The sequence below is a fragment of the Microbulbifer maximicatervae (SeqCode) genome (assembly GCF_052467065.1).
Genome location: NZ_CP174299.1, coordinates 154,278 through 178,739, shown reverse-complemented (window position 1 = coordinate 178,739; position 24,462 = coordinate 154,278). Strand labels below are relative to the sequence as shown.

17 protein-coding genes are annotated in these 24,462 nt (G+C 45.3%); 6 read left to right on the top strand and 11 right to left on the bottom strand.

All coding sequences use genetic code 11. The annotated features are described in order from the left end of the window. Nucleotides 1-54 precede the first annotated feature (54 nt). Entirely contained in the window at nucleotides 55-1,524 is a 1,470-nt protein-coding gene (locus tag ACJJI1_RS00855; protein ID WP_444958288.1) for an alpha/beta fold hydrolase, read from the bottom strand. A gap of 1,172 nt (nucleotides 1,525-2,696) precedes the next feature. Next, on the bottom strand, nucleotides 2,697-2,873 hold the full coding sequence (locus ACJJI1_RS00850; RefSeq protein ID WP_444958287.1) for a hypothetical protein: 177 nt from the start codon (nucleotides 2,871-2,873) through the stop codon (nucleotides 2,697-2,699). A gap of 968 nt (nucleotides 2,874-3,841) precedes the next feature. On the opposite strand from ACJJI1_RS00850, the gene ACJJI1_RS00845 reads away from it, so the two are divergent. The 3 genes from ACJJI1_RS00845 to gnd all read left to right on the top strand — a co-directional run bounded on the left by ACJJI1_RS00845 (nucleotide 3,842) and on the right by gnd (nucleotide 10,431). Continuing rightward, nucleotides 3,842-4,357, top strand: a complete 516-nt coding sequence (locus ACJJI1_RS00845; RefSeq protein WP_444907717.1) for an RNA polymerase sigma factor — start codon at nucleotides 3,842-3,844, stop codon at nucleotides 4,355-4,357. A gap of 318 nt (nucleotides 4,358-4,675) precedes the next feature. After that, nucleotides 4,676-7,663 (top strand): TonB-dependent receptor, encoded by a 2,988-nt coding sequence (locus ACJJI1_RS00840; protein ID WP_444958286.1) that lies wholly within the window; start codon nucleotides 4,676-4,678, stop codon nucleotides 7,661-7,663. Nucleotides 7,664-8,910: 1,247 nt separating this feature from the next. Beyond that, on the top strand, nucleotides 8,911-10,431 hold the full coding sequence (gnd, locus tag ACJJI1_RS00835; RefSeq protein WP_444958285.1) for an NADP-dependent phosphogluconate dehydrogenase: 1,521 nt from the start codon (nucleotides 8,911-8,913) through the stop codon (nucleotides 10,429-10,431). 60 nt (nucleotides 10,432-10,491) lie between these two features. Here gnd and rdgC read toward each other — a convergent pair whose 3' ends face one another. From rdgC to ACJJI1_RS00800, 7 genes are all read right to left on the bottom strand, one after another. Beyond that, nucleotides 10,492-11,484: a recombination-associated protein RdgC gene (gene rdgC / locus ACJJI1_RS00830; protein WP_444958284.1), complete on the bottom strand. Its 993-nt coding sequence runs from the start codon at nucleotides 11,482-11,484 to the stop codon at nucleotides 10,492-10,494. 187 nt (nucleotides 11,485-11,671) lie between these two features. Continuing rightward, on the bottom strand, nucleotides 11,672-12,796 hold the full coding sequence (locus ACJJI1_RS00825; protein WP_444958283.1) for an alkaline phosphatase family protein: 1,125 nt from the start codon (nucleotides 12,794-12,796) through the stop codon (nucleotides 11,672-11,674). A gap of 172 nt (nucleotides 12,797-12,968) precedes the next feature. Continuing rightward, nucleotides 12,969-15,326 (bottom strand): TonB-dependent receptor domain-containing protein, encoded by a 2,358-nt coding sequence (locus ACJJI1_RS00820; protein WP_444958282.1) that lies wholly within the window; start codon nucleotides 15,324-15,326, stop codon nucleotides 12,969-12,971. 284 nt (nucleotides 15,327-15,610) lie between these two features. Then, the gene (locus ACJJI1_RS00815; RefSeq protein ID WP_413662708.1) at nucleotides 15,611-15,949 is read right to left on the bottom strand and encodes a hypothetical protein; all 339 of its coding nucleotides are present in this window, start codon (nucleotides 15,947-15,949) and stop codon (nucleotides 15,611-15,613) included. Nucleotides 15,950-15,959: 10 nt separating this feature from the next. Further along, a complete protein-coding gene (locus ACJJI1_RS00810; RefSeq protein ID WP_444958281.1) occupies nucleotides 15,960-16,385 on the bottom strand; it encodes a hypothetical protein in 426 nt (141 codons plus the stop codon). 185 nt (nucleotides 16,386-16,570) lie between these two features. Beyond that, entirely contained in the window at nucleotides 16,571-17,665 is a 1,095-nt protein-coding gene (locus ACJJI1_RS00805; RefSeq protein ID WP_444958280.1) for an alpha/beta hydrolase family protein, read from the bottom strand. 434 nt (nucleotides 17,666-18,099) lie between these two features. Beyond that, nucleotides 18,100-18,498 carry a VOC family protein gene (locus ACJJI1_RS00800; RefSeq protein WP_413662705.1) on the bottom strand — a complete coding sequence of 133 codons (399 nt, stop codon included), beginning with the start codon at nucleotides 18,496-18,498 and terminating at the stop codon, nucleotides 18,100-18,102. 364 nt (nucleotides 18,499-18,862) lie between these two features. Here ACJJI1_RS00800 and ACJJI1_RS00795 point away from each other — a divergent pair, with 364 nt between their 5' ends. The 3 genes from ACJJI1_RS00795 to ACJJI1_RS00785 are packed head-to-tail and all read left to right on the top strand — an operon-like array spanning nucleotide 18,863 to nucleotide 21,742. Further along, nucleotides 18,863-19,939, top strand: coding sequence for a bile salt hydrolase (locus ACJJI1_RS00795; RefSeq protein WP_444958279.1), 1,077 nt, complete (start codon nucleotides 18,863-18,865; stop codon nucleotides 19,937-19,939). 31 nt (nucleotides 19,940-19,970) lie between these two features. Continuing rightward, on the top strand, nucleotides 19,971-20,843 hold the full coding sequence (locus tag ACJJI1_RS00790) for a GNAT family N-acetyltransferase (protein ID WP_444958278.1): 873 nt from the start codon (nucleotides 19,971-19,973) through the stop codon (nucleotides 20,841-20,843). Beyond that, a complete protein-coding gene (locus tag ACJJI1_RS00785) occupies nucleotides 20,843-21,742 on the top strand; it encodes a polysaccharide deacetylase family protein (RefSeq protein WP_444958277.1) in 900 nt (299 codons plus the stop codon). Before ACJJI1_RS00790 ends, ACJJI1_RS00785 begins: the two co-directional genes overlap by 1 nt. A gap of 51 nt (nucleotides 21,743-21,793) precedes the next feature. On the opposite strand, the gene ACJJI1_RS00780 is transcribed toward ACJJI1_RS00785, so the two are convergent. Together ACJJI1_RS00780 and ACJJI1_RS00775 are read right to left on the bottom strand one after the other, a co-directional pair. Then, nucleotides 21,794-22,693 (bottom strand): M23 family metallopeptidase, encoded by a 900-nt coding sequence (locus tag ACJJI1_RS00780; protein ID WP_444958276.1) that lies wholly within the window; start codon nucleotides 22,691-22,693, stop codon nucleotides 21,794-21,796. Between the two features lie 188 nt (nucleotides 22,694-22,881). Continuing rightward, on the bottom strand, nucleotides 22,882-24,354 hold the full coding sequence (locus ACJJI1_RS00775) for an aminoacyl-histidine dipeptidase (protein WP_444958275.1): 1,473 nt from the start codon (nucleotides 24,352-24,354) through the stop codon (nucleotides 22,882-22,884). Between the last annotated feature and the right edge of the window lie 108 nt (nucleotides 24,355-24,462).

Sequence of the window (24,462 nt, the reverse complement as noted above, 5' to 3'; positions counted from 1 at the left end):
GCTGCGGAAGAGTCTTTTACCCTAACAGCGCAGCTATCGATCGGCGGATACTGGTTATGGAGCTAAGTTGGGTAGTTTGGCTACGATATGGGTATTCGGGATAGGCTGCCCTTCCATAAATAGGTTTATCGCATCCTGGACTTCAGGGGAAGCCATTAATAAATTATGCCCTGCATTTTCGACTGTTATTTTAGTGGCGTTTTTGAACCCTGAAATGGCTTCATATTGACCTTCCAGGTAAGTTCTTCCGTCCAAGGTCCCGCTAAATAGTAATACCGGAATATTGCTGACTGGCTTTTCCCTAAATTTATCCCCAAGATCCAACTCTGGCGCTAAATTTTCGTAGTGCAGAGAGAAATTTAGGTAGTCTTTCAGTAGAGATTTTTGTGCCTGCTCTACAACCTGTGCTTTACGCTTCATATCAATTCCAGAGGCTATATCCATCGCCGTAGGCATCGGGCGCAGGGATATGGGTATGCCTGGTTGCAGAAATTCATCGGGGAAGTAACGTCTGGGCACCTTGTCGAAACTTAATGTAGCTCCTTGGTCCAAATCGCGATAAAACCTGAGTAGATGGCTGACACTTTTAGGGTCCGCAATGAATGCCGAGGCTAGTTGTTGCATATCCCTACGCTGTAGGAGGGATTCGACTTCCCTGCCATCCCGTTGAGGGATTTTAATTTTCAATGGTTGTGACTCAAGTTTTTTATGGACTCGGCTTATAAGTGCTTTAATATCTGGATAGGCTTTTTTTGCTGCGGGTTGCTGATTGATTGCCTGTTGTAGACGGTTTAGATAGTAATCTGTTCGGGCGGGCAGCTTGATGGTTTGGTCCAAACCCTCTGCACTGGATAAAATTAGCTTATCAATAGAACCTTCAATCTCCTTTACCGCTGCCAAAGAGAGATGGCTTCCATAAGATGTTCCCCACAATACTATTTTCTCTGCACCCAAATGGCTCCGTATGGCATCAAGATCTCGGGCATTTTCGAGAGTATTATAGGCATTTAGGTTTACACCAGTAAGCTCCCAAAAATGTAAGCACTCTTTTAGGGCTTTGCGGTGGTAGTTGATATACTGGGTATCGGTGATTGGTTCAAGGGAAGGTACAATTTGCTTGGATTCACAATTGGGAAGGTCATTGGAACGGCCGCTACCACGTTGATCTAATGCGATAACATCACCAAATTGTCGCAACGCCATAAACATATCAAAGCGATAATTAACGGCCGTAATTCCTGAGCCACCAGGGCCGCCTGCCAGGTAGATTATTGGTGGGCCCACTTTCTTTCCTGTTGCAGGAAACCTTACATATTGGAGGGTGATATTACGGCTATCTTTCTTAGTGCGATCTTCTGGTACCTCAATAAAGCCTTGATAGCCCTCTGCAGTTTGTTTGCTCCATGTAGTAAAGGTGTGCGGTTTTTCATTGTTAATGGACTTTGCTGATCCGCTGACAGGGCTCAGTGATAGCATTATTATTAGCGGAGTGAAAAGATGTGCTTTTTTGGCATTATTTTTCATTGTTTCGATACTTCCTTATTGTCGAACTTAGGCGAATGTTATTGTTTTAGATTGGGCTCTTATTTTCAAGTGGATAATAATTTTATTCGAGAGCTCATGGGGCTTTTCTCGATATAGATACCCCGTGAATATCGGTAATATAAGCTATTAACCTCTCACTAGGGATTTCGGTTTAATTAGGCTGTCAGACAGAAGTCCGAAAAATAGTAGGTGGATGTTTAAAACCCAGTACTAATGGACTTATGGGGTCCGTGCAAGGTTATAATCAATGATAGGCAATGTTGCTACTCTATGAAAGCTAGCTTTCCTTAAATTCACTACATAGCAATTAAGCTCCTGCTCTAAAATAACTAAAAAATGGTTCTACGCCTGGGGTGGCAAGTGTTCAGGTATTATGGGTTATTATATAAAATCATTATGCTCAGATTCATGGGGCGCCTCTGATGTAGATATTTTACCTGAAGTAGGGTGTCTGAGAGCGAATCGTATGGCGATTTGAAATTCATCATCCCCTAGATAATAGCTTTGGTAAAGTGAGGCTATAGTGTCAATGAAAAAATGCCAGCTATAACAATAAGGATAGCCTTTTTATCTTTGGTTTGTTCATCACGCCTATGAGATTTTTATAAATTTTAGTGGTTGTATATCGTTGATATAAAAGACCTTTGTATTGATAAAACTGTCATCTAGTAGTTCATATTATTATTGCTCTTACATTCTCGTTCTGTATAGCAAGCCAAGTCCTAAATGGCAGTAGTTGGAAATGAAGTGCCATAATTTGCTTCTGGAAAAATGAGCAGTCGGGGGCTTATCTCTAGCCTTCTTCAATGACTAATTTTCTTTGGGGCTGTCTCGCTCCCCTTACCATGTCGTTGCGAATTTGGCTTTTTTTTGAGTTTCTATAGCACCAAATCCAATAAACACCTTTCGGTAATTAGAGCTGAAAGTAGCTTTCATATTAAAGATTCTTGCACGATCGTGCCACACCGATATCCTGCTGAGGATATAGTCATCAAAGCAGCTTAGCCTGGTAAGCAACATATATGTGCCAAATAGCCCGCCTAGAGAGTGCGCTATAAAGGTGTGTCCGATGTCAGATAGGCGATGTGATCTTGCTAGGAGGGGCAAAATGACGTCATGAATAAAAGTGGCATGCTCATAGGCCTTGCCAGTTAAATATTTCCAGTTTTTATCGCTGATGGGGGTAAAGCCCCGAATACGGCTGGCATGATTTTTGACCCTTTTGAGTAAGATAGTCCAACTAAAATGACTTCCTGCAGTTTGCCAAAATCCATCGGCACTTGAGTTGTACCTGAAGTGGCCTGAAAGGCTGAGTCTGCATCTGTCATAAGCACTAAAGGATATCGTTAGTCGAGGGTACTTTCGTAACTCTTAGGTAACTTAACGTAAAGTGAATAGGACCTAGTACTGATAGGATCTTTAACTCCAGGCTGCTGCTTCGAGGAATTTGGAACGGTGAGATGTCTGCGTTCACTGAAAGTGAAGGGGCTGAACAAAGGCTGAGAGTGCAAAACAAGGTTGCTTAGAGCCCTCTCAGGGCTTTAGCAAGGATAAAACGCTTGTACTTTTTGTATAGTGGCTTGACAGGCTCTATAAACGAAAGTGTCATTTTCTTTCCCAGTTGCGACTATGCCGGCGTGAACAAAAAGTCAGGAAAGTACTCTAGCATATAGAAATGATTCATCTTGAAAACTGTTCGCATAAGATTTATTCAAAAGATAGCAATTTTTTTTGTAATAAGATAAAGAGTATGAAGCTCTCAATGTTTCTGTGGAAGTGTAAAAATCTACTTTACTACTACAAAAACGGAAGAAGTAAGTAATTCTATTTTTATATTTCGTAATGTAACTTTTTCATATCTACAATTATCCAAGTACTTGTTCCATTTTCCCCTCTTTTATTTTCCCTCCTTTTGAAGGTTAATAGTCTACGATTTGATTAGCCTTTAGGCGCTGAAGTTCATAGTAATACCTCTCTATGCTTGTAATTTAGGCGTTACTTTTTTCCAGTCACTGGAGGTGGTCGTTTATCGTATGTTTTTTGTCTACTCTCTGTGTTTTTAAGGGAAGTTAACTTTAGTAAAACTAAAGACTTATATCGGTTTAGCTAGTTGATACTCGATTTTGAAAAGAAGGCTGGTTTTGTACTACAAAAATAATTTGACCAAAAAATAATTGATCGATGGTTTGTTTTGTTCATTGTCTCTAGAGAGCCTCTGTAAGTTGTACTAAGTATTGCAAAATTTTCCAGAAGCTCAGAGAAACCGGTCGGTCACACGAGATGGTTTACTAGAAAAATGGAAAACTTTTATCAGGATGATGTGACGCAGTGGGTTGGTGAGTATGGATTGGATTTGAAACGTTACTTTTCTTCCCGAGTTAATCTATCTGATGTTGATGATCTAGTTCAGGAGGTTTTTATTCAGTTATATATTCGTATCAAAAAGTATGGAGGGCAAATCGAAAACCCAAGAATTTACATTTATGCCATGGCAAGAAATCTTTTGATTAGTCATGGTAGGCGTCAAAAGTCTAGGTGTGGAGGGTTACATGACTCTATTGATCACAAAGTCGATATCCCTTACATGATTAGTCCGGAACGGACGGTGATGGGAATACAGGCTTATACCCGAGTTCTGGAAGCTATTTTAGGATTGCCGCCAAGAGCTGGTACAGCTTTTCGCTATCATCGCTTTGAGGGAATGACTTATCAAGCAATTGCGGAGCAAATGGGAATCTCTAAGGATTCGGTTAAAGAGTTAATACAGCGTGCTTTGACCAAGGTTAGGCAGGTGGCAGAGGAAGCTCCTTGATGGCGCAAAATAGGTCATATTGTGCTGTAGGTTGTGACCTTTTTTCGAGTAGATGTCTAACGGGACAACAAGCTCAACTAGAAATTTTTTGGTGAGTGATTCTGCTAGCGCTACGCCAGAGGTTTGGCTTTTTAGTTCTAACTGTTGAAGCTTTCTAAATATTTAGTTAATAATTCTGCTTTAGCCCCCCAAAAATCAAGTTTATTTTTTATCCCCCCTTTCTTTTAGCTCTCGCGTCTTAAATGTTGTTGAGCCTGAAATAGGTTTATATCAGGTCAATAACCCAATAATACCGACAATAAAGAGAGACGTAGTGTGATGATGAAACCTGTCAAAAAGAAAACATTGATTGCACAAGCCATTTATCAATCTGGACATTCATGCCAAATTACTCCCTGGTACAGCTCCATTGTTGCCTCTTTGGCATTTGCAGTTGTTCCTACCATTTCCAGTGCCCAGGAGAGTGAAGAAGGTAAACACCCAAGACAGGTGATTGAGGAGATCACGGTTACTGCGCAGAAGATTGAAGAGAGTATTCAAGATGTGCCCATTGCAGTATCTGCACTCAGTGGTGACAGTATGGATGACCTTAAAATTGAGCGGGGGGAAGAGTTGCTACGAGCTGTCCCAAATGCCAATTTTTCTAAATCCAACTTCAGCACCTATAACTTCTCTATTCGTGGTATAGGCACTAAAGCTGTTTCTGCTGCTTCAGACCCGGCGGTTGCTGTGAGCTTCAACAATACTCCTTTAATTCGCAATCGATTATTTGAGCAAGAATTCTTTGATGTGCAACGGGTTGAAGTCTTGCGTGGCCCCCAAGGTACACTTTATGGCCGTAACGCGACAGCTGGCGTAGTTAATATGTTGCCAATTATGCCTGGAGATGAGTTTGCCTCTGAGATCAAGGCGGAGGTGGGCAGTTATAACACCAAGCGCGCCAGCGGAATGTTTAATATGCCATTGGGGGAGACCATGGCGTTGCGTTTCTCCGGGGCCATGACTAAGCGTGATGGTTTTGATTACAACACTTATACCGGTAACGATGTTAATGACCGCGATCTATATTCTACTCGTGCAATCTTTGAGTGGGAGCCCAGTGAATCCTTTAGTGCCAATTTAATATGGCAGCACTTTGAGGAAGATGATCGGCGCTCACGCACGGGCAAGCAACTTTGTACAAAAGATCCAGGCCGAACACATATTGGTGATACTGAACTAACAGGCTTTACGCCAGTGTTTTTTAGTCAGGGTTGTCTGCCTAGCTCGATTTATAGTGATGACGCTTACAGCGCACCCAATGCCCAGGGTTTTGCAAGCGTTTTGGCTACCGGGTTAATTGTCACGAGCTATGGCCAGGTTATTGACTGGTTTACTGACCCTTATGCGAATTCAACGCAGTCACGTGATCTTCGTAAAATTGAAACCAGTTATGATCCGGTATTCCGCGCAGAGAATGACTTAGTGCAACTGAACTTCGAATGGGGCCTGACAGACTCTCTTACATTTTACTCTCAGTCGACTTATGCTAAGGACGATTACTATTCATCCCAAGATTATAATCGTTATGTTTCAGATCCCATCTTTAATGATGGGGGTAATTTAGAACCTACACCGGGGGGAGTTTTTACTGATCCACAGTTGGGACCCTCTGAAGGACTGTTGGCGGTTGATATTAGTCGATCAGATAATAAACAGTGGAGCCAGGAATTCCGATTGCAGACATCTTTCGATGGTCCTTGGAATTTTTCAGTGGGTACAAACTATTTAGACTTTAAAACCCAAGATGACTATTTTGTATTCAATAATATATTTAGTATGGTGGCGCAATATCTATATAATGCCGACCGCGATGAAAATTTCAACTTAGTATTTCAAAACTGTACTGATCCAGAAGTAAATGTTGGTTCAGATTGTATTTATGTTGACCCTAATTCGATAGAAAACATTGATGAGGAAGGACATAACTATTTCTTGAGCCGAAATTTGGTGGAAGTTAATTCTTGGGCATTATTTGGTGAAACTTATTGGCAAATTAATGATGATGTAAAGCTAACTACCGGCCTTCGCTATACAAATGATCGTAAGCGCTCTACTCCAGTACCCAGTCAGCTGTTGTTAGGTACTTTTTATGATCCGGTAACGGGGGAAGTCTCCTCCGGTGAAGTCTCCGGGGGGCTTGTCCATCGAGGCTATCCGGAAGGTGATCCGGCTACTCAGAGCTGGAAGGAGTACACCGGGCGTGCAGTTTTGGACTGGAGAACGGATCTGCCCTTTACGGATGAAACTATGCTCTATATGTCCTTTGCGCACGGCTATAAAGGTGGTGGTACTAACCCTCCCCGAGCCGAGGTTGATCCAGCAATAGTACAGTTTCAGCCCCTGGAAGATTCTTTTGAGCCGGAGTTTGTCAACGCAATTGAGTTTGGCAGTAAGAACATTCTTTTCGATGGTAGCTTATCGCTTAATGCTAGTGCCTTTTACTACGATTATACCGACTATCAAGTCTCTCAAATTGTTGACAGAATTTCTCTCAATGAGAATTTTGATGCGGAAACTATGGGGCTTGAGCTTGAGCTGGCTTGGCAGCTTACAGATGCAACACGAATAGATATGAATTTAGGGTACCTAAAAACCCGAATTGCAGACGGAGAAGAATCTGTTGACGTGATGGATCGTACTCAGGGCAATGAAGATTGGGTACTGGTTCGTCCTAGCATCCAGGTGCCGTCTAACTGTATTGCACCTGTGGATTTAGTTGAAGCGGTTATGGCTGCGCCTAATATTTTCGCTATTTGGTCGCTTTGTGCGGGTTCCGCCCAGTATGGTTCATTCTCTCCAGAAATCGAAGTCTCGGATGCATTGCGCCATGATATCAATTATGGAGTTGATCCCTACAACCCGCTAACCGATGCACCTAATGGGGGGCGTGGTTTTGCTGCTGATTTAAGTGGAAATGAGTTGCCCAACGCACCACGTTTCACCGTTAATTTCGGAGTGGAACATACGATTCCTATTGAGAATTGGGATTTAACTCTACGAGCAGATTACTACCGCCAGTCGGAAAGTTATGCTCGTGTATATAACACTGAGTATGATCGTTTGAAGGCTTGGAGTAATCTCAATGCTTCAGTTAGCCTCAGCAATCCTGACTCTGATCTATATATGCAGCTCTACGTGAAGAATATTTTTGATGATGCGCCTATCACTGATATGTTCACTAATAGTGATGATTCAGGTCTTACTACTAATGTGTTTACATTAGAGCCTCGTATTGTTGGCTTAAGTGTTAGTAAAGGGTTTTGATTAATCCGGTGAAATCTGTGATTCATTGTTTAGATTTGATTGAATGAATATGTAGGTTGGTGAGAGGATTTCTTGCCAACCTTTTTTTGCATTTTTATAGATGTCTTCTGAAGTCTAGCGGTCTTAGCTTTAGGGGCGCTGCCAGTTTTCGTACTGCATATGAGTTTTGGGTTACAAAAATAGTCATTGATTATTGTTGGTAGGTATATAAATTAACTGTTTTCGTAATGCTAGTGTTGTTAGCATCTAGGGCTATTAATTAAGGCGGGATAGACTTAGAGGCTGTATAGGTGAAATGAGAGCTTGTTGAAATTACACTATTAATTTCCCTCTAGCTGTCTGAACCTGCGCTGGGAGTTTTGGCGCTGTTGAAGGTAGTTTTTCCATTGGCTGATTCAATGATCTTATAAGGTCCCCAGTATATTCACCGGCTGTCGTCTTAATAAGTCTATTTTTAATGAACATGGTATTGCTCATGCACTTATAGGATAAATCGTGAGGTTCCATCTTGCTGAAAAAATCAATTTATTTTCATCGTTTACTTCTTGCTTTCAGTAAGGTTAAGAGCTTTTATTTTGCGCTTTGCTGTAGTGAAGCGAATGTTGAAATTCCAGTATCGAGGTATCGGCGATAAATCCTGGAAGGCCAAATAATGGATTGATTGTATTTTATGGTTTATTTTATTGTTGGCTTTCATTTGTTAGTAAGCTCAGTTAAGTAGAGTGTCCAAGGTCATCCCTCTTAGTTAAATTCCCCAATAATATGTGTTTTATTTTATTAAATTTCAATTTAATCGATAAAATGGATTTATAGGCAGGTTAAGTAGTTGTGATGAAGAATTATGGGTTAGTAAAGATAGTGCCAATTACGGTGCATGGGAAACCGGCTGCGTTATTGTGAGGAAGCTCAGTCTCATCGGAAGCGATTTCCCCAATTAGAGTATTGAGCGGATATGTCCTTGCTCTTACAGTTCGTTATAAGTTTTTTTGTAAAGCGTCAGAGACTTGAAATAACTTATGGAGCTCTGGTGTCGAGGCAATTGAATTGCCGATTGACACCAAAAGATAAGATGCGCCAGGTCGGGAGTATTTGCCCATAGCGGACCACCTGCTATCAGCTTCTACACCTTGTAGGCTGTATTTGCTGCCCTCAAGGCAATTTTGTTTGGTTTTTGCTCTCCCTGCTCCAGATTCATATTGCTATACTCCGCGCCCTTGAAAGCCCCCTGTCTTTATATGGAGAACTTGATGTCTGATTCACAGTGCGATATTGGCTTTATCGGCGCCGGTGTGATGGGTAAGAACCTGATCCTGAACCTGGCCGACAATGGCTATAGGGTCTGTGCCTTTGATTTGGATCACAACCGGCTGAATGCGCTGCAGGAGCAGGACAAGAAAGAGCGTGGAGACCAGCCTGCGCGTGTTGAAGCTTGCAACTCTTACACAGAGCTGTTGGCGAAGGTTAAAGCCCCGCACTTGATTATTCTCTCGGTTCCGGCTGGAGACCCCGTTGATGATGTATGCAGCAAGTTGCTCGATGCGGGCTTAAAGGCTGACGATATCGTTGTTGATACTGGTAATAGCCTGTGGACCGACTCTGTGGAGCGGGCTAAACGGTATGAAGGCAAATTGATCTTCTTCACCACCGCAGTATCCGGTGGCGAAGTGGGTGCTCGTTTTGGGCCATCCCTGATGCCCAGCGGTGACCGTTATGCCTGGAGTCGCATTGAGCCAGTTTGGCATGCTATTGCCGCCAAAGTGGATAAAGCCAGCGGCCAGCCGATTGAACGCTTTGAGCCTGGCAATCCGGTTCGCGAAGGTGAGCCCTGTGCGGCTTATATCGGCCCGATAGGCTCAGGCCACTATGTGAAGATGGTGCATAACGGTATTGAGTATGCCGATATGCAGATGATCTGTGAGGCCTACCATGTGATGCGCACGGCGCTAGGTATGGCCCCAGAGGAAATTGCAGAAGTATTCCGCGAGTGGAACCGAGGCCCGCTGAACAGCTATCTGATCAATATCAGTGCAGAAGTGCTTTCTACCTTGGACTCCGTGACAGAACAGCCGCTGGTAGACGTTATCCTCGACCGTGCAGGCCAAAAAGGTACTGGTCTGTGGACAGCCATGAGCAGCCTGGAAGTGGGCTGTCCGGCTCCGAGTATTGCCGAAGCGGTTTACGCCCGTTCATTATCTACCCGGAAGGTATTGCGCACCCGCGCAGCGAAGAAACTGCAAGGGCCTGAGTTGACACCCGTGGCTCCAGAGCAACGGGAAGAGGTGATTGCACAGCTGCACGACGCTCTCTACTGCGCAAAAATCTGTGTTTACGCCCAGGGCTTCGATTTGATGAAGCTGGCTGCGCGGGAGCAGGGATGGCAGTTGAACTTCTCTGAAATTGCCAGAATTTGGCGTGCAGGCTGCATCATTCGAGCAGTGTTCCTGCAATCTATCAGTGATGCTTACGATCGAGATTCCAAGCTTTCCAACTTGCTGCTGGATGATTTCTTCACTCAGCAGATTGCCGATCACCAGGCCAACTGGCGTCAAGCGGTGGCGAGCGCCACTCTGAATGGTATTCCGGTACCGGCTCTGTCATCGGCGCTCAATTACTACGATGCCTTCCGCACCGAGTCGCTGCCGGCGAACCTGCTACAAGGACAGCGGGATTTCTTTGGAGCCCATACCTTTGCGCGTGTGGACCAGCCTGAGCAACGCAAGTACCATGTTCAGTGGACCGAACCTGGCCGCCCAATGGTTGAGATCTGATTGATGGGGAAGGGGGGAAGTGATACGTGCCTTTCAGGTACGTATCACTATCTGAGTTCCCTAAAGAACGACCTCTTCTACCTCTTTGGCCAGAGCCTCCGCCTCTTGGCGGCTGGCTTTGGCCACCAGTTCCTCAACGCTAGCCGACTCGGTGTTGACGCCACCGAAGGCGGAGAGCAAGTCCTTGGTCAGGGCTGAGATTTCCAGAGTCATCACCGCAAAATCTGCATCAAATCGCTGGGCTGCACTTTCTGCATCGGCACTATCGGCCTTCTCCAGAAGCTCGTCACTGAACTTGATACGCTTTAGGGACAGCTGATCATCTACCAGGAATTCAACGCCCCCACGCCAGGTCAGCCCCAGTTTGTGCACTTGTAGTCCGGCCACTAAGTGATTGTGAATTTCCTCGGCACAGAGGTCCTGGTTTTTACAGCGGATAACACTGCCGCTGTCTTTGGGATCGCGCAACTCGCATTCGTGGCCAAAATCGAATTGAGGCGGTGCTTCAGGGGCGCTGAGCCAGTGGGTCATCGTTTGCTGTGGCAGGTTCTTAGCGGAGAGTGGTACCACGGCAAGGCTACTGATAGCCTCGCGGAGGTTCTCCAGCAGTTCCTCGGCGGCGGAGGCAGAAGAGGCGTCAACCACTACCCAGCCATCCTGAGGTGCAATATAGGCATATTGCAGACGGGACCGAGCGAATGCCTTGGGACGCATTTCAAGGAGAATCTCGTCTTTAAGATTTTGCCGCTCCTTGCGACCTACCTGCCTGGCTTCTTTTTCAGAAATAGCCTGTGCCAGCTCTTCAACTTTCTCATTGACTACCGCAGCAGGAATTACTTTTTCTTGCTTCTTAGCACAGACCATCAGGTAGCCATTAGTTGCGTGCACCAACTGGCTGCCGTGGCGCCCTAGTGGAGGCACCCACCCATAGCGAGTGCTGTCCTGACTGCCACAGGGAACAAATGCATGGGGCTCCAGCAATTCGTTCAATTTTTCAGCATCCAGGGAAAATTCTTTCGTCAAACGATAAATACGGAGGTTTTTAAACCACATACATCAGGCCATCTGTTTTCAGTTGCGAGTGCGGCCTGCATTATGCGGAAACCGGGGCGGGGCAGCTAGAGCCTGTTAACACTTAATTGATGGGTTCTTTAAGTTGTTATCAAGCTCCAGAATATTACTGGTCCAAGGCGGTGAAAATTTGTTCAGTCGAACTTGCCAGGCCTGGCTGAACAAAGGTTTAATTGAGAATACTGTCTATTGCTTTGCCACTATCCTGCGAGAACTCTTCTGACTTATGGCCGAGCAGTTGTAGTGCGGTTGCGGCTATCTGATCCTGAAAAACGGCTTCTCCCCTGGATACTTCTCCCAAGGCCTTAATATCTGGGCCCAGCGCGGCAATCCAGATTTCATTGGAGCCGGGTATACCCGCTTTGTGGGGGTGGTCTTCTTTACCGAAGTATTGGGTCAGTGCTGGGCCACTGGCGTGGTGGGGCCAGGATTCAGCGGTGTTGCCGCGTCCGTGGTCAACGGTAATGAGTAGGTTGGTATTGTCTCGGTATTGATCAAGAGATTGAAGTGTCTGCCAGAGCTTGGCGAGTATCATGTCGCTCCGGTGTGCGGAGTGGAGATACTGGTGATATTCCTCATCGTGGGCAAAATCGTCGGTTTCACCCAGGGCAATGTACATTACCTTGGGCTTTTTGCTAATTAAGTACTCTTTTGCAAATCCATAGGTAAATGCATCGGGCCGCACGTTTTCCCAGAAAACCGGCAGTTGCCCCTGCAAATCATTGAGAAACTCTGCTCTTTGGCTCAATTTTGGCCAATCGGCAGCTTCCAGGCCCGCGTTAATGTAAATACCACTGCGATCACGATTAAGTATCGAGGAGAATACCCCCCAGCTACCGAATGCAGCGATTTGGCCTTTGTACTCAGATTTGCTGTTTAGCCACTCGAGAAAGGTGGTATTGGCATTGGGAGTTGGGTCGTTACTATTGATTTTGGGGTCGGCGGAGCCGGTTAAAATCTCATTGTAACCGGGATAGGAAAACCACCAACTATTGGTAACTTGTGCTTTAGACCCCTTGTCGCGATTGCCAATTAAAACCCCTTCTTTAGCCACTGTTTGCCAGATAAAAGGCAATAGTTTTTGACGTTTTTCGATAAGTGAATCGCCGTGAAAGTGATTGATTAGGTCTTGTTTATTTTCAGTGAACTCTGTGTGGTTGAGAAGTTCAGGGTCATAACCGGAGAACACTTCCTGCCAGCGCAAACCGTCGACAGTAACTAATACGAGGTTGTCTGCGGCAAGGGATTGAGTAGAAAGAAACAGGGCCAGGATTGCTGTAGTCAATCTGTTCATTGAAAGAGCTCTTTGCATATTTTTGGATTATTTATATTTGTCGCAAATAATCAAAATTATTTTTCGACTATATTTATTATTTATTGCACTTTATTTTTGAATCTACTGCTTGACTAAACATACGCACAATCGGCTAGCATTTCCAGCCGATTGTGTGGCTGCCAAAAAAATCTTAGAAATCAATAGTTGCAGAGAGTGAGGCTGTCCGTGGAGCACCTATCCAGGCACCGCCAGAAACGACAGTTCCTAAGTAATTCTCATCCAGTAAATTATTTATCACTAAATTCAGGTTGGCTCCCCGTAGTGCCGGGCTAAATTCTTCCAGATTCATGCCCAGGTAGGCATCGACAACTATATAGGAGTCGGCTGTCCAGCTATTGTCTAAGTCGACAAAGCGATCTCCGGTAAACTTACTGGAGATGCCGCCGTAAAATATTTCAGAATTCCAATCCAGGCCAATCACATAGAGTTGATCAGCTATTCCGACCACATCATTCCCTGGCGTTATTCCTTGAGTTTCATCTACCGCTGAATTTCCTGAGCCAATGTAGGTAGTGTCCAGCAGGGTATAGGATGTATAGAGATTTAGAGTTTCTGATAGATCGTAGTCCAGGAAAAGTTCCAGACCATCAGATTCGATTCCGCCGGCATTAAAATAAGTCCCATTGGTACCAATCAAATAGTTATTACCCGCGGAAGTATTGTTATCCAAGAAAATGATCCGGTTTTCAAAATCATTTTGAAAGTAGGTGGCAGTTGCCGAGAAATTATCGGCGGTATAGCGAAGCCCGAGCTCTGTGGTCTCTGAGGTTTCCGGTTCGATATTGTCGAGATCTGAATCGGGCCGCTCTAATACGCTGTCTCCAATCGCCTTAAAATTTTCAGCGTAGCCTGCGAACAGCTCTGCACCTTCCAGGGGTGTTTCCCAAATTAAACCGGCGGAGAGCAGGATATCTGAATCAGAGTCAACACTTGCATCGGAAGACTCCTGAAACAGATCTTCCCTTTCAACATCGACAAAGAACTGCTTGGCGCCCAGTGTCAAAGTGAGAGTGTCGATGGTCAGGGAGTTCTGTAAATACCACTTTGTGCTGGTTGAGGGATAACTGCGGTCGTATTGCACCCAGTAGGGTGTTGAATTGAAACTGGCACCCTGAGTTGCATCAGTGATTTTGTGCCAATCGCGGTGTTCGTCACGGGTGGAGTCTTCATACCAGAGGCCGCCTCGTAGCTCATTGTCCAACCCGGCGATGGTGGTAGCGTATGTAAAGTCTAGAGTCAGTCCGGCACGCTCTTTCTCATAATGAGTGTGCCGATAAGACATCGCGGGTATGGCGCCCTCTGCATAGCAATCTGGATTGTAGGCTGGTCCTGAATCGCCATAGATATTGGTGACTGACGCTGTACATGTTTCATCATAAGTAAGGGCATTGCCATTGGCGTCAACAAAATAAATGATGCCCGACTGGCTACCGCCGTAGGCAGTTGAGCTGCCGAGGAACTCGGACTCGCCCTGTTCACTGTCATCTGTAATATCAACCAGGTAAGGGGGCACCCAGTCCCCGCGGCCTTCGTTGCTGTGGTAATAGAGTCCGGCCTGTAGATTGAATGAATCTGTCAGGTCAAAATCGAACTGGGTGTAGGCCAGCAGGTTCTCACGCAAGGTAGACCAGCCACGGCGATAAAGTTGATCGATATAAGGAATACCGGACCAGTTGCCGGTAAGGAAATCGTTTTCAGGGTACTCTTCAAATTGGGCGTCCGAATAGACTCGTTGATAGTTATCTTCGTGGATATCGTCGTAAGATAGGTAGGCCTTGATGGTACCAGCTTCCAGGTTGGTCACTAGTTTTGCTGCGATGTGCTCTCGTTCATTCTCAGCGGTTTCAGTAATCCAGTCGGTCGCTTCCTGGTTAGAGTATGAGATCCAGGCTTTGCTGTTCCCGGCAAAAATACCAGTGTCATAGCGAAAATATACTCTCTGTGCATCAAACTCGCCTGCGGACAGTTCTATTCGACTGCGCTGTGTATCCAAAGGATCATCAGTACGATAATCAATAGTGCCTCCCAAGGCTTCGTGGGAACGTGAGGCGATATCTGAAGTACCCTGTGATACTTCTACTGAACCGATATTACCCGGATCAACAAAGCGGTTTGCTTTTGAGCCTCCACCGTAATTCGAACCGCCATTGGGAATGCCATCGATGGTGGTGCCAATTTGCTGTTCATCTAAGCTGTTAGTAAATCCGCGAATACTGATATTGGTTGACCAGTCGTCAAAGCCGTAAGTATCTCCTTCATTGACTGAGACACCGGGGAGGTTATCGATCAGTGCATTAACGCTGGTGATAGAGGACTGTTGCTTGCGCATTGCCTCAGATACTTCGCTGCTGTTAAAAGTGCTACCGGAGCCCAGAACCATTACTTCTTCAATTTGTGCGTTGCTGAGGTCTTCAGCGGTCACGGGACTGGCACTCATTATTGTGGCCACTGAAATGGCGGCTGCCAGGTAGGTCTTTTTAGTATTCATCGGGATACCCCAGTTTGTAGTGATTCAGCAAGTTTTAACCAGCCTGGTAAGCGGCTTGGGTTATTTGCGCGCGTACATTGACGCGTCTTGATGAATAATTCTTTACAGGGGGGTTAAACTCTTTTTACCCGTTGGTGAATGCTCAATAAATCCTGATAGCCAGAAACATGAGCTGTTTCAGACTGACTGAATAGTGTCCTTGGTAGTGGGGGTGATCCGGTGAGTAATCTTGATTGAGTGCAGGGGGGGAGGGCTGAGTTACCCCAGCCCAATTTAAATAGAAATCAGATAGCAGCTTTCAAAGAAATGCCGGTGCAAGCTTCAATTGTTCCCCAGAGAACTCCCAAAACTGCATTCCAGACTTTCTCAATGGTGACTAACAGGAGTCCACGTAAAGTGTTGGCGAAGTTCTTGGCCATATCCTCCAGGGAGTCGAGAAAGTAATCTTGCAGGTCACCAGATATTTCATCAGATGCAATTGCTTTAGCAATCATTTTTGTTTGCTGAGCCATTGCGGATAACTGGCGCTCGGAAAATCCCCTGAGTTCAGAAATATCACTGTTAATTACCGCAGAAGCTGCCCCTTTGATATCTGCAACGAGTTGGTTAACGTCAATAGACATAGTAATTTCCTCAGCGATTCAGAAAAGACTCATAGGTGAGTGCTTGGTCCATGGAAACAACAATTTCATTTTTGAATAGAGAAACAGCGGTTGCGTTTAGGCCCTTATCTTCATCTACCGTGCGCATCATGTTCAAACTCTCTGAAATTTTCTCCAGTGACGCAACACTGGGGGGTTCCCGCTCAAAGCTAATATTCCTGCCGGAGGATTCCAAATAGTTGTTAATCTTTTTGAGTAGTTTACTTTCAGGTGCGGGGCGGGTTTTCGATTGCATTGCCAGCGCATCTAATTTGCCGATCAATGCATGGTATCTCTCATCTCTTTTTGAGTAAGAATCTTTGTTAGTTCCACTGGAAACTGAAGAGAAAAATTCCATTATCTCTACATTGACAGTGGTTAAATCTGAGTATAGCGCGGCATCATAGCGCGGCGCCATTTGTGAGCATCCGCTAACTAGAATGGTAAGAAAGGCTAAAACTGCAAAGATTGCTATTGGCTGCCTTATCATGACAACTCCCCCCTTAATTTTGATTTTAATAGTTCAATTCGGCTCTTTTCAGCCCCCTAAAGGGTGGCTGAGAGATATACAGTTCTTTCCAATTTTTTCGTCTGGGTACCCATTTATACCGGTTCCAAAATCTCATGCGAGGTCGGCGAAATACTGGGATCATTTTTGTTTTCAAAGTAAGTCAGCAGTAAGCGAACAGCCTCCTGATTATCGAAATATCGGGAGTGAACTCGAGCTGCCAGTTTGTCCGGAAAAGTACCGTAAGACCCGATAATTCTCTCATAACAGTGGTGACGTGCTGGGACCGCAGAACCACTGGCAAACCAGTCTGAGTGAGATTTGATATCAATCCACTCGATTAGATCTTTTCTTTGTGACAGTTGTTCTACTTCATTCTGCAGCCAAGGAGCTTGCTTGCCCAGAACTTCGATTAGGGACCCCATTGTTAGGATACGGATAGGTTTACCGATTGGCGGAAGATCGGCAAAAAGGTCCACAGTAACAACACTGCCAAAACTATGTCCGACAATAGTTACGGAATCGTAGTCGTATAGTTTAATACTGTTTTCGAGCTGTTCTCTGACCCGTCGGATAATCTCAAAGCGGACTGCAGGCTTGCCCTTGGCGGCCGGCTCGTTGGTGAGATAGCGCTTACAAAAGTCAGAAATATCTACTAGTAAGGCAACCGGCATCACGGCAACTACGGCAGTCGCAATCAGCCAGATCCGCCAACCTCCTATATACTCAACACCTTGCTTGAGCTGTTGTACTGCGGGATAAAAGGGACTATCGCTGGTGGGCTCAACAGCTTCGACAAATAAGATAATGGTACCCATGTACCAGATAATAAAGGCTAATGCTGAAAGGGTTAGACCAAATGTCAGGTACTTTCGTTTAAGCACTCCTTTCCAAATATGGAGGTTGGCCAGCCAGAACCAGATTAGGGAGAAGCCTCGGGCTAAGCGGACTTTCAGACTCTGCTGCGTGATACTGGGAACCAAGTCGTTCCAGTAAGCTTCAGCCAGGTCAAGCTCCTGTTTATCGTTGACCCTCAGGCGGTTGATGCCGGCAGGGACGGTAGGATCAGAAATCTGAGTGAGAGGCATACGCTCACTGGCTGCGATCATTCCCTCGGTGAACTCTGACAGTTGGGCGGTGCTGGTGACTCGTGTCAGTCCGGGCACCAGCATAATTAAGCTTCTTCTCATTGTTATTCCAATTGGCTCTATTCTGGAGATATAACCTTCTGCCAAGGTTTGCTACGGCCTTTGTTTTTTCTGCGTGAAAATCGTTTCAGTAAGTGAGTATTTCCATATATAAGTACGCTAGCCAGTAGCTAGCTGCGGTGTATCTCAGCGGTGAAATTTTGTGCTATGGCCAGCTCTATACTAACCGAAGAACATTGGATATAGGTGCATGTCAACTGAGTGTTACTCGATTTATATGTGATACAAAACGAGATGTAAATATAGAAAAGAAAAAGATTTATTGATTGGGAGAGCAAAAGCCGCTTCGTGGTTCTTTTCTTAAATTATTTGTCGGAAGTTATTTCATCGCGATTAAGGGGGAGACTAGCGAAGATAAAGAACTGTCGCTGCTTACACCGCACTCTGTGGAGGAATCAGAAGCGACAGGTTAAAATTTACTCTACGGTTTCTTTTTGTAGTTCAACTAAAATAAATTCGTTGCCGTAGAGATCTTCAAAGTGGGCAAACTCTGCACCCCCTTCAGAAGTGGGTGGCTTGCTGAAGTGAACGCCATTTTTTGCAAGTTTTTTATACTCTCTATCAAAATTATCTGTATAAATAACGGCACAAGGCTGCCCTGCAGTTTGTGCTCCCACTTTCTTTTGCTGGCTTTCAGAAGTTGCCTGAAGTAACCATATACCCATATCTTTTTGTGCCGGAAGTCGAATATGAACAAATCGATGCGGTGCTGCTTGAGTGTCAATAAATACTTCAAACCCCAATTTGTCACGATAAAAGGCAATAGCTTCTTCATAGTTGTTGACTAGGATTACCAGTCTGCCAATTGAGTTCATTAGGGGCTCCGTGATTGGCCTTATTGCTACTTCGATAAGAGGGATTATTTCTTTTTGGTTAATAGGTGTACAGTTTTTCAAATAGTTTTTATTTGAGTAGCCTATACCAAAATGAATGCTTTTAGCGTGAATCTGATTAGCTGTAAAAGTTTACTGAAGTTACAAGATATTTGAACTGTACATGTTGAAAGCGGTGTCAGTTTCTGGACCTTTACGCCAAGGTTGCCAAGTATTGGACTGAAAGACAGTCTCACCATTGTTGGCCATCTATGATGGAAACCGGACTTTCTATTGTTTATAGCCGATTACATTGACTGTAAACGATCAGTATATTAATTAATGATTTCGAGGGATGGTTGGCAAAGTGAAAAAGATTTCATGTTTTCCTAGAGCTATAAACTCAGTTATGGTTTTTGTTGTTGTAGTGCTGTGCCTACTCGAGCCCAGGTCTTCGATTGCTTGTACCCGAATACTCTATGAAACTGGTGATAAGACCTATATTACTGCCCGTAGTATGGACTGGAGTGATACCGATGCAGCTATGGCATTTTGGGTTTTCCCTCAGGGGATGGAACGCAATGGTGGCTTGGGCCCAAAATCTATTACTTGGACATCGAAGTTTGGCTCAATTGTTATCAGTATTTACGATGCGGCTACAACTGATGGGCTCAATGAAAAGGGCCTCGTAGGAAACCTTTTATACTTGGCTGAGGCAGATTATGGGAGTTCTGCCGATAGGGGTAAGCCGACAATCTCTGTTGGGGCCTGGTTGCAATACATCCTGGATAACTACGCAACGGTTGATGCTGCGGTAAAGGGGTTAAAGAGTGATCCATTCACAGTGGTTGGCGCAGATCTTCCCAATGGGAGACCGGCAAGTACACATATTGCAATTTCAGATCCCAGTGGTGATTCCGCTATTTTTGAATATCTTGATGGTGTGCTAAAGATCCATCACGGTAAGCAGTTTGCGGTGATGACTAATTCCCCTCCTTATGATCAGCAGCTGGCAATCAACTCCTATTGGAATTCAATTGGAGGCCAAAACTTTTTACCGGGTACAATTAGTGCTGCGGACAGGTTTGTACGGGCGAGTTATGCTTTAAAAACATCACCAGAATATAAAAAGTATCGCGATGCATTGGCATCCGCATTCTCCCAAATTCGTGCTGTCAGCGTGCCGCTGGGAATGGATGATCCCGATAAACCCAATATAGCTTCAACATTGTGGCGGTCGGTTATTGATCAAAAAAGTAGCCGCTACTATTTCGACTCTGTTATTAATCCATCAGTAATTTGGTTGGATATGGATAGTGTTTCTATTGAGCCGGGATCTAAAGTAATGACAATGAAATTAGATACTCCAATGGATACTGGTGGGGAAGTGGCATCTAAGTTGAGTCCTTCAGAACCCTTTAAGTTCCTCGCTCCAGGTAGCTGAATAAATACGATAACGAGAAGAGTCTAAGTCAATGCATGAATCATTTACTGTTCGGGAGATGACACGTAAAGAAGTGGATTTACTGGTTGACTGGGCTGCACTTGAAGGCTGGAATCCGGGGTTGCACGATGCAGAAATTTTCTGGAAAACAGATCCAGAAGCTTACATTGCGGCGGAAGTTCGGGGTGACTTGATCGGAGGAGGGGCAATTACTGCGTACGGTGATGATTTTGGTTTTATGGGGTTCTTTATCGTTAGGCCTGAATTCAGAGGTCATGGGTTTGGTAACAGGCTTTGGTATATCCGACGGGACCGATTAAAAACCCGGTTGAGACCTGATGCAAGCATCGGTATGGATGGGGTATTTGCGATGCAGGATTACTATGCCCGCGGCGGTTTTAACTTCTCCCATCGTAATCTCCGTTATCGAGTCGAGCTCTCTGCTTTTGAGGGTGTGAGTACTCAATACCCTGATGAAATTATCCCGCTTAGTGAAGTTCCTTTCGATCAAATAATTGCTTACGACAGGACCTGCTTTCCCGCAAGTAGACGGATATTTCTGAAAGCATGGCTTTCCCAGCCAGAGGCTCTGAGTTTGGGCTATGTCCAATTTGGGAGTCTTTGTGGCTACGGTGTAATCAGGCGTTGCCGCAATGGATGTAAAGTCGGTCCTCTGTTTGCAAATAGCTATAAAGTAGCAGATATGTTGCTGAAGCGACTGGTCTCATTTGCAGATGATGGACCTATTTTTCTGGATGTGCCGGAAAATAATCCTGCGGCTATGTCGCTGGCCAAGCACTATGGAATGGAGGAAGTTTTTGGGTGCGCAAGAATGTACCTGGGACCAATGCCGGATATTGCGCGGGATCGAATTTTTGGTGTAACGACATTTGAGCTGGGTTGATGCACAAGAGAAATCTGGAGGGTTACGCTGGGCGTCCGCCTCATCCCCGCTGGCCTGATCAGGCCCGCATTGCAATTCAGTTTGTCTTGAATTTAGAGGAGGGGTCAGAATCCACCAAGCTAAACGGCGATACCCAATCTGAATCTTACCTGCATGAACTTCCTGGCAGGCCTGCACGGGTTGGAGGGCGGGATTTCAGTGTAGAGAGTATGTATGAGTATGGCTCAAGGGCTGGAGTATGGCGGCTCTTGGATATTTTTGACTCCTATAATGTGCCTCTCACTATTTTTGCTACCGGCAAGGCTTTGGAGCTTAACCCTTCTCTTGCACAGGCTCTAGTTAAGGCAGGCCATGAAATAGCTGGGCATGGTTATCGCTGGTTGGATTATAAAGATATTCCCAAAGTCCGGGAAAAACATCATATTGAACTCACAGTCAATATTATTGAAAAATTAACGGGAGCCCCCCCAAAGGGGTGGTATACAGGGCGTGTTAGTTCCCATACCCAATCCTTAGTTAAGGAAATTAGTGGGCTTTTGTATAGTTCAGATTCCTATTGTGATGATTTGCCATTCTGGCTCTATAAAACCCCACCTTTACTGTCAATTCCCTATACCTTGGTCAATAACGATATACAGTATTTATTACCTACTGGTTGCAATACGGCTGATGACTTCTTCCTTTTGCTGAAGAGCGCATTTGATCAACTTTGGCGAGAGGGTAGCACTTGTCCCAAGGTAATGAGTATAGGGTTGCATGGCAGAATCAGCGGCCATCCAGCTAGAGCAATAGGGGTTTACCGCTTCTTACGTTACATCCAGGGCTTTAAACCAATCTGGATTTGCCGTCGAGAGGAAATTGCGAAGCATTGGTTTTCTCGCAAGTTTGTAACAAATTAGTCACTAATTGTGTCAGATTTTTTCACTTAAATAGCAAGGCCTTAAAAAAATTTACTTTTTGTAGGTTTGGTTGGAAATGTAGATTCCGCTCTTGGGAGAAAAGGCTTTACCGTCACCATTATGCAGTAAGAATGGTATTGATTCTCTGGCGAAGCCCTTGTTTTTAAATAGGGCAAAGTGCAGGTGAGGGCCAGTAGAGTAACCGGATGAACCTGACATAGCCAGTTTGTCTCCAGGGTTAACACGATCCCCTGGTTTTACTAGTGCCGATCCCATTAATATGTGGTAATAACCAGCATAAGTGCCATCCTCATGGAGAACTTGTATGTAATTGGCTTTGTCTAGGAAGTACCGGTTTTTACCTCCCATATGGTAATCGTCTTTCACTAGGATCACCGTTCCAGCTCTAGCTGCACCGATATAAGTACCGATAGGCATTGCTATATCTATAGCATATTGGTTGGGCTGGTGAGAGTGGGAAAATCGACCGTTAAAGGATTGGGTGATTTTAAACTCTTGTTTCGATGCGACAGGGGCTTGATAGGCAACTGTTTCAGCTGAGGCTTCAGGATCTCCGAGTACCCACCAGTAACGATATTTTGCATTCGGATCGACATTCTTGAAAACTACACTTTTGGACCTTGCTGGGACGGTCTTGTGAAAGGTTATTCCATGTTCATGTAAGGTAAGTTTAATTTGTATCGGGGCAAAATATGGGTTTTTTGCAATAAGATTAAAAGAATCATTCTCCGAGGAAATATATACTTTTGGTTTTACTTTTCTATGATGACTGCTCGGTGTTTTTATTTTCTCAATTTTAGATGTGTGGGTAGGTTTCTTGTCGCTGAAAACCCAGCTTCCATTCTCATCTTTATATTTATAGATTTGCGCTAATAAATCGGTGCTTAGAAAAATAGTTGTGAAAATTAAAAGTAGTTTAATTTTTTTCATTAGATTTCTGGTCGATACAATTTATGAAAGATAAATGGCAGCTGTTGCACTTGATAGTGGTCGTCTTTAGTGAGGGTAGGAGCTGTTGTCAGGATGGTAGATATATATTTGCAAAGCTGAGCAATTTGGAAGAAGTTAGCTAATCTCAGAAGCGGGCTTTGGGGGATTCCCTAAAGCCCGCTTCTCGGTTAGTCGCGAGTGGGAATTGCCTGGACCACTTTAATAAAGTAATCCCAGAAATTGGCGACACTCTGGATATGAACCTTCTCTTCAGGAGAGTGAGCGCGGCGAATGGTTGGGCCAAAGGAAACCATATCCCAGTTGGGGTAGGGTTTGGCCAGCAATCCGCATTCCAGGCCGGCGTGAATGACTTTTACTTCAGCTTCCTCGCCAGTCATATCTTTATAGACATCCTTCATCATCGCCAGCAGCGGCGAATCGGGATTTGGTGTCCAGCCAGGGTAGTCGTTGTCCAGTGTTGTTTCTGCACCTGCCAGCTGGAAGGTGGCGGCGACATTGAGGCCGTGTTGGTCGCGGGCAGTGTCAGAGAGGCTGCGTACAAGACATTGGATTTTTACTCGATGCTCACCGTTTTCCTCCATTGTTACAACACGGGCCAGATTGTTGGATGATTCAGCAATGCCTTCGAGAGCAGTGCTCATTCGCTCAACACCATTGGGGCAGCAGCGGATTGCGCGAATAAGGGTCAATTGGCTATCTGCGTCCAGGGTGTTGGCTGGAGTTTCGGTAGCTTCCAGGGTGATGTCCAGTGCCGCTTCATTGTCCAGTTCACGGGTAATTTGAGCGCTCTCGCTTTTTACAATTTCCTGTACTTTATCAACCGCTACTGAAGGCACGACCAGGGTTGTGAAGGATTCGCGGGGAATCGCATTGCGCAGGCTACCGCCATCCAGGCTGGCAATGCGCAGCTCAGGGACCTGGGTTAGAACGGCGTGGATAATGCGGTTTGCGATCTTGTTGGCATTGCCTCGGCCTTTGTCGATATCCAAGCCAGAATGCCCGCCACGGAGGCCACGAACAGAGAGTTTTACTGCTTCGGCACCGGGCAGGATCGCTTCTGGCGTATAGGGCAGGCTGACATTGACGTCGACACCGCCGGCACAGCCGATATACAGCTCACCTTCATCTTCAGTATCCAGGTTGAGGAGCAGGTCAGCTTCAAAGTAGCCAGGCTTAAGATTCTTGGCGCCGGTCATGCCCGCTTCTTCATCGATTGTCAGCAGGGCTTCCAAGGCGGGGTGGGGAATATCAGTAGATTCCATCAGGGCCAGGATTGCGGCAACGCCAATACCATTGTCTGCGCCGAGCGTGGTGCCTTCCGCAGTTACCCAGTCTCCATCCACGTAGGGTTTGATTGAGTCAGTGAGAAAGTCGTGCTCAGTGTCGGCATTCTTCTGCGGCACCATATCCACATGGCTCTGCAGGGCCAGTGTCTTGCGGTTTTCCATACCAGGAGTGGCCGGCTTCTTGATAACAATATTGCCGATTTCATCCAGCTGAACGCCTAGGCCGCGTGCTTTAGCGAAGTTAACGATATGCTCCACTACGCGGTCTTCATGTTTGGATGGGCGTGGAATTTCACAGAGCTTGGAAAAGTGTGCCCACAGTGGAGTTGGGTTCAATTCAGCAATATTGCTCATGAGTGGCCTCGATTTATTCTATTGGTGCCGGAGCTATAAGCTAGCTGGCCGATCTAAGGCGGTGGGCTTTGGCCCCCGGCAGGAAAGCCCGGCGAGCGCCGGGCTTGG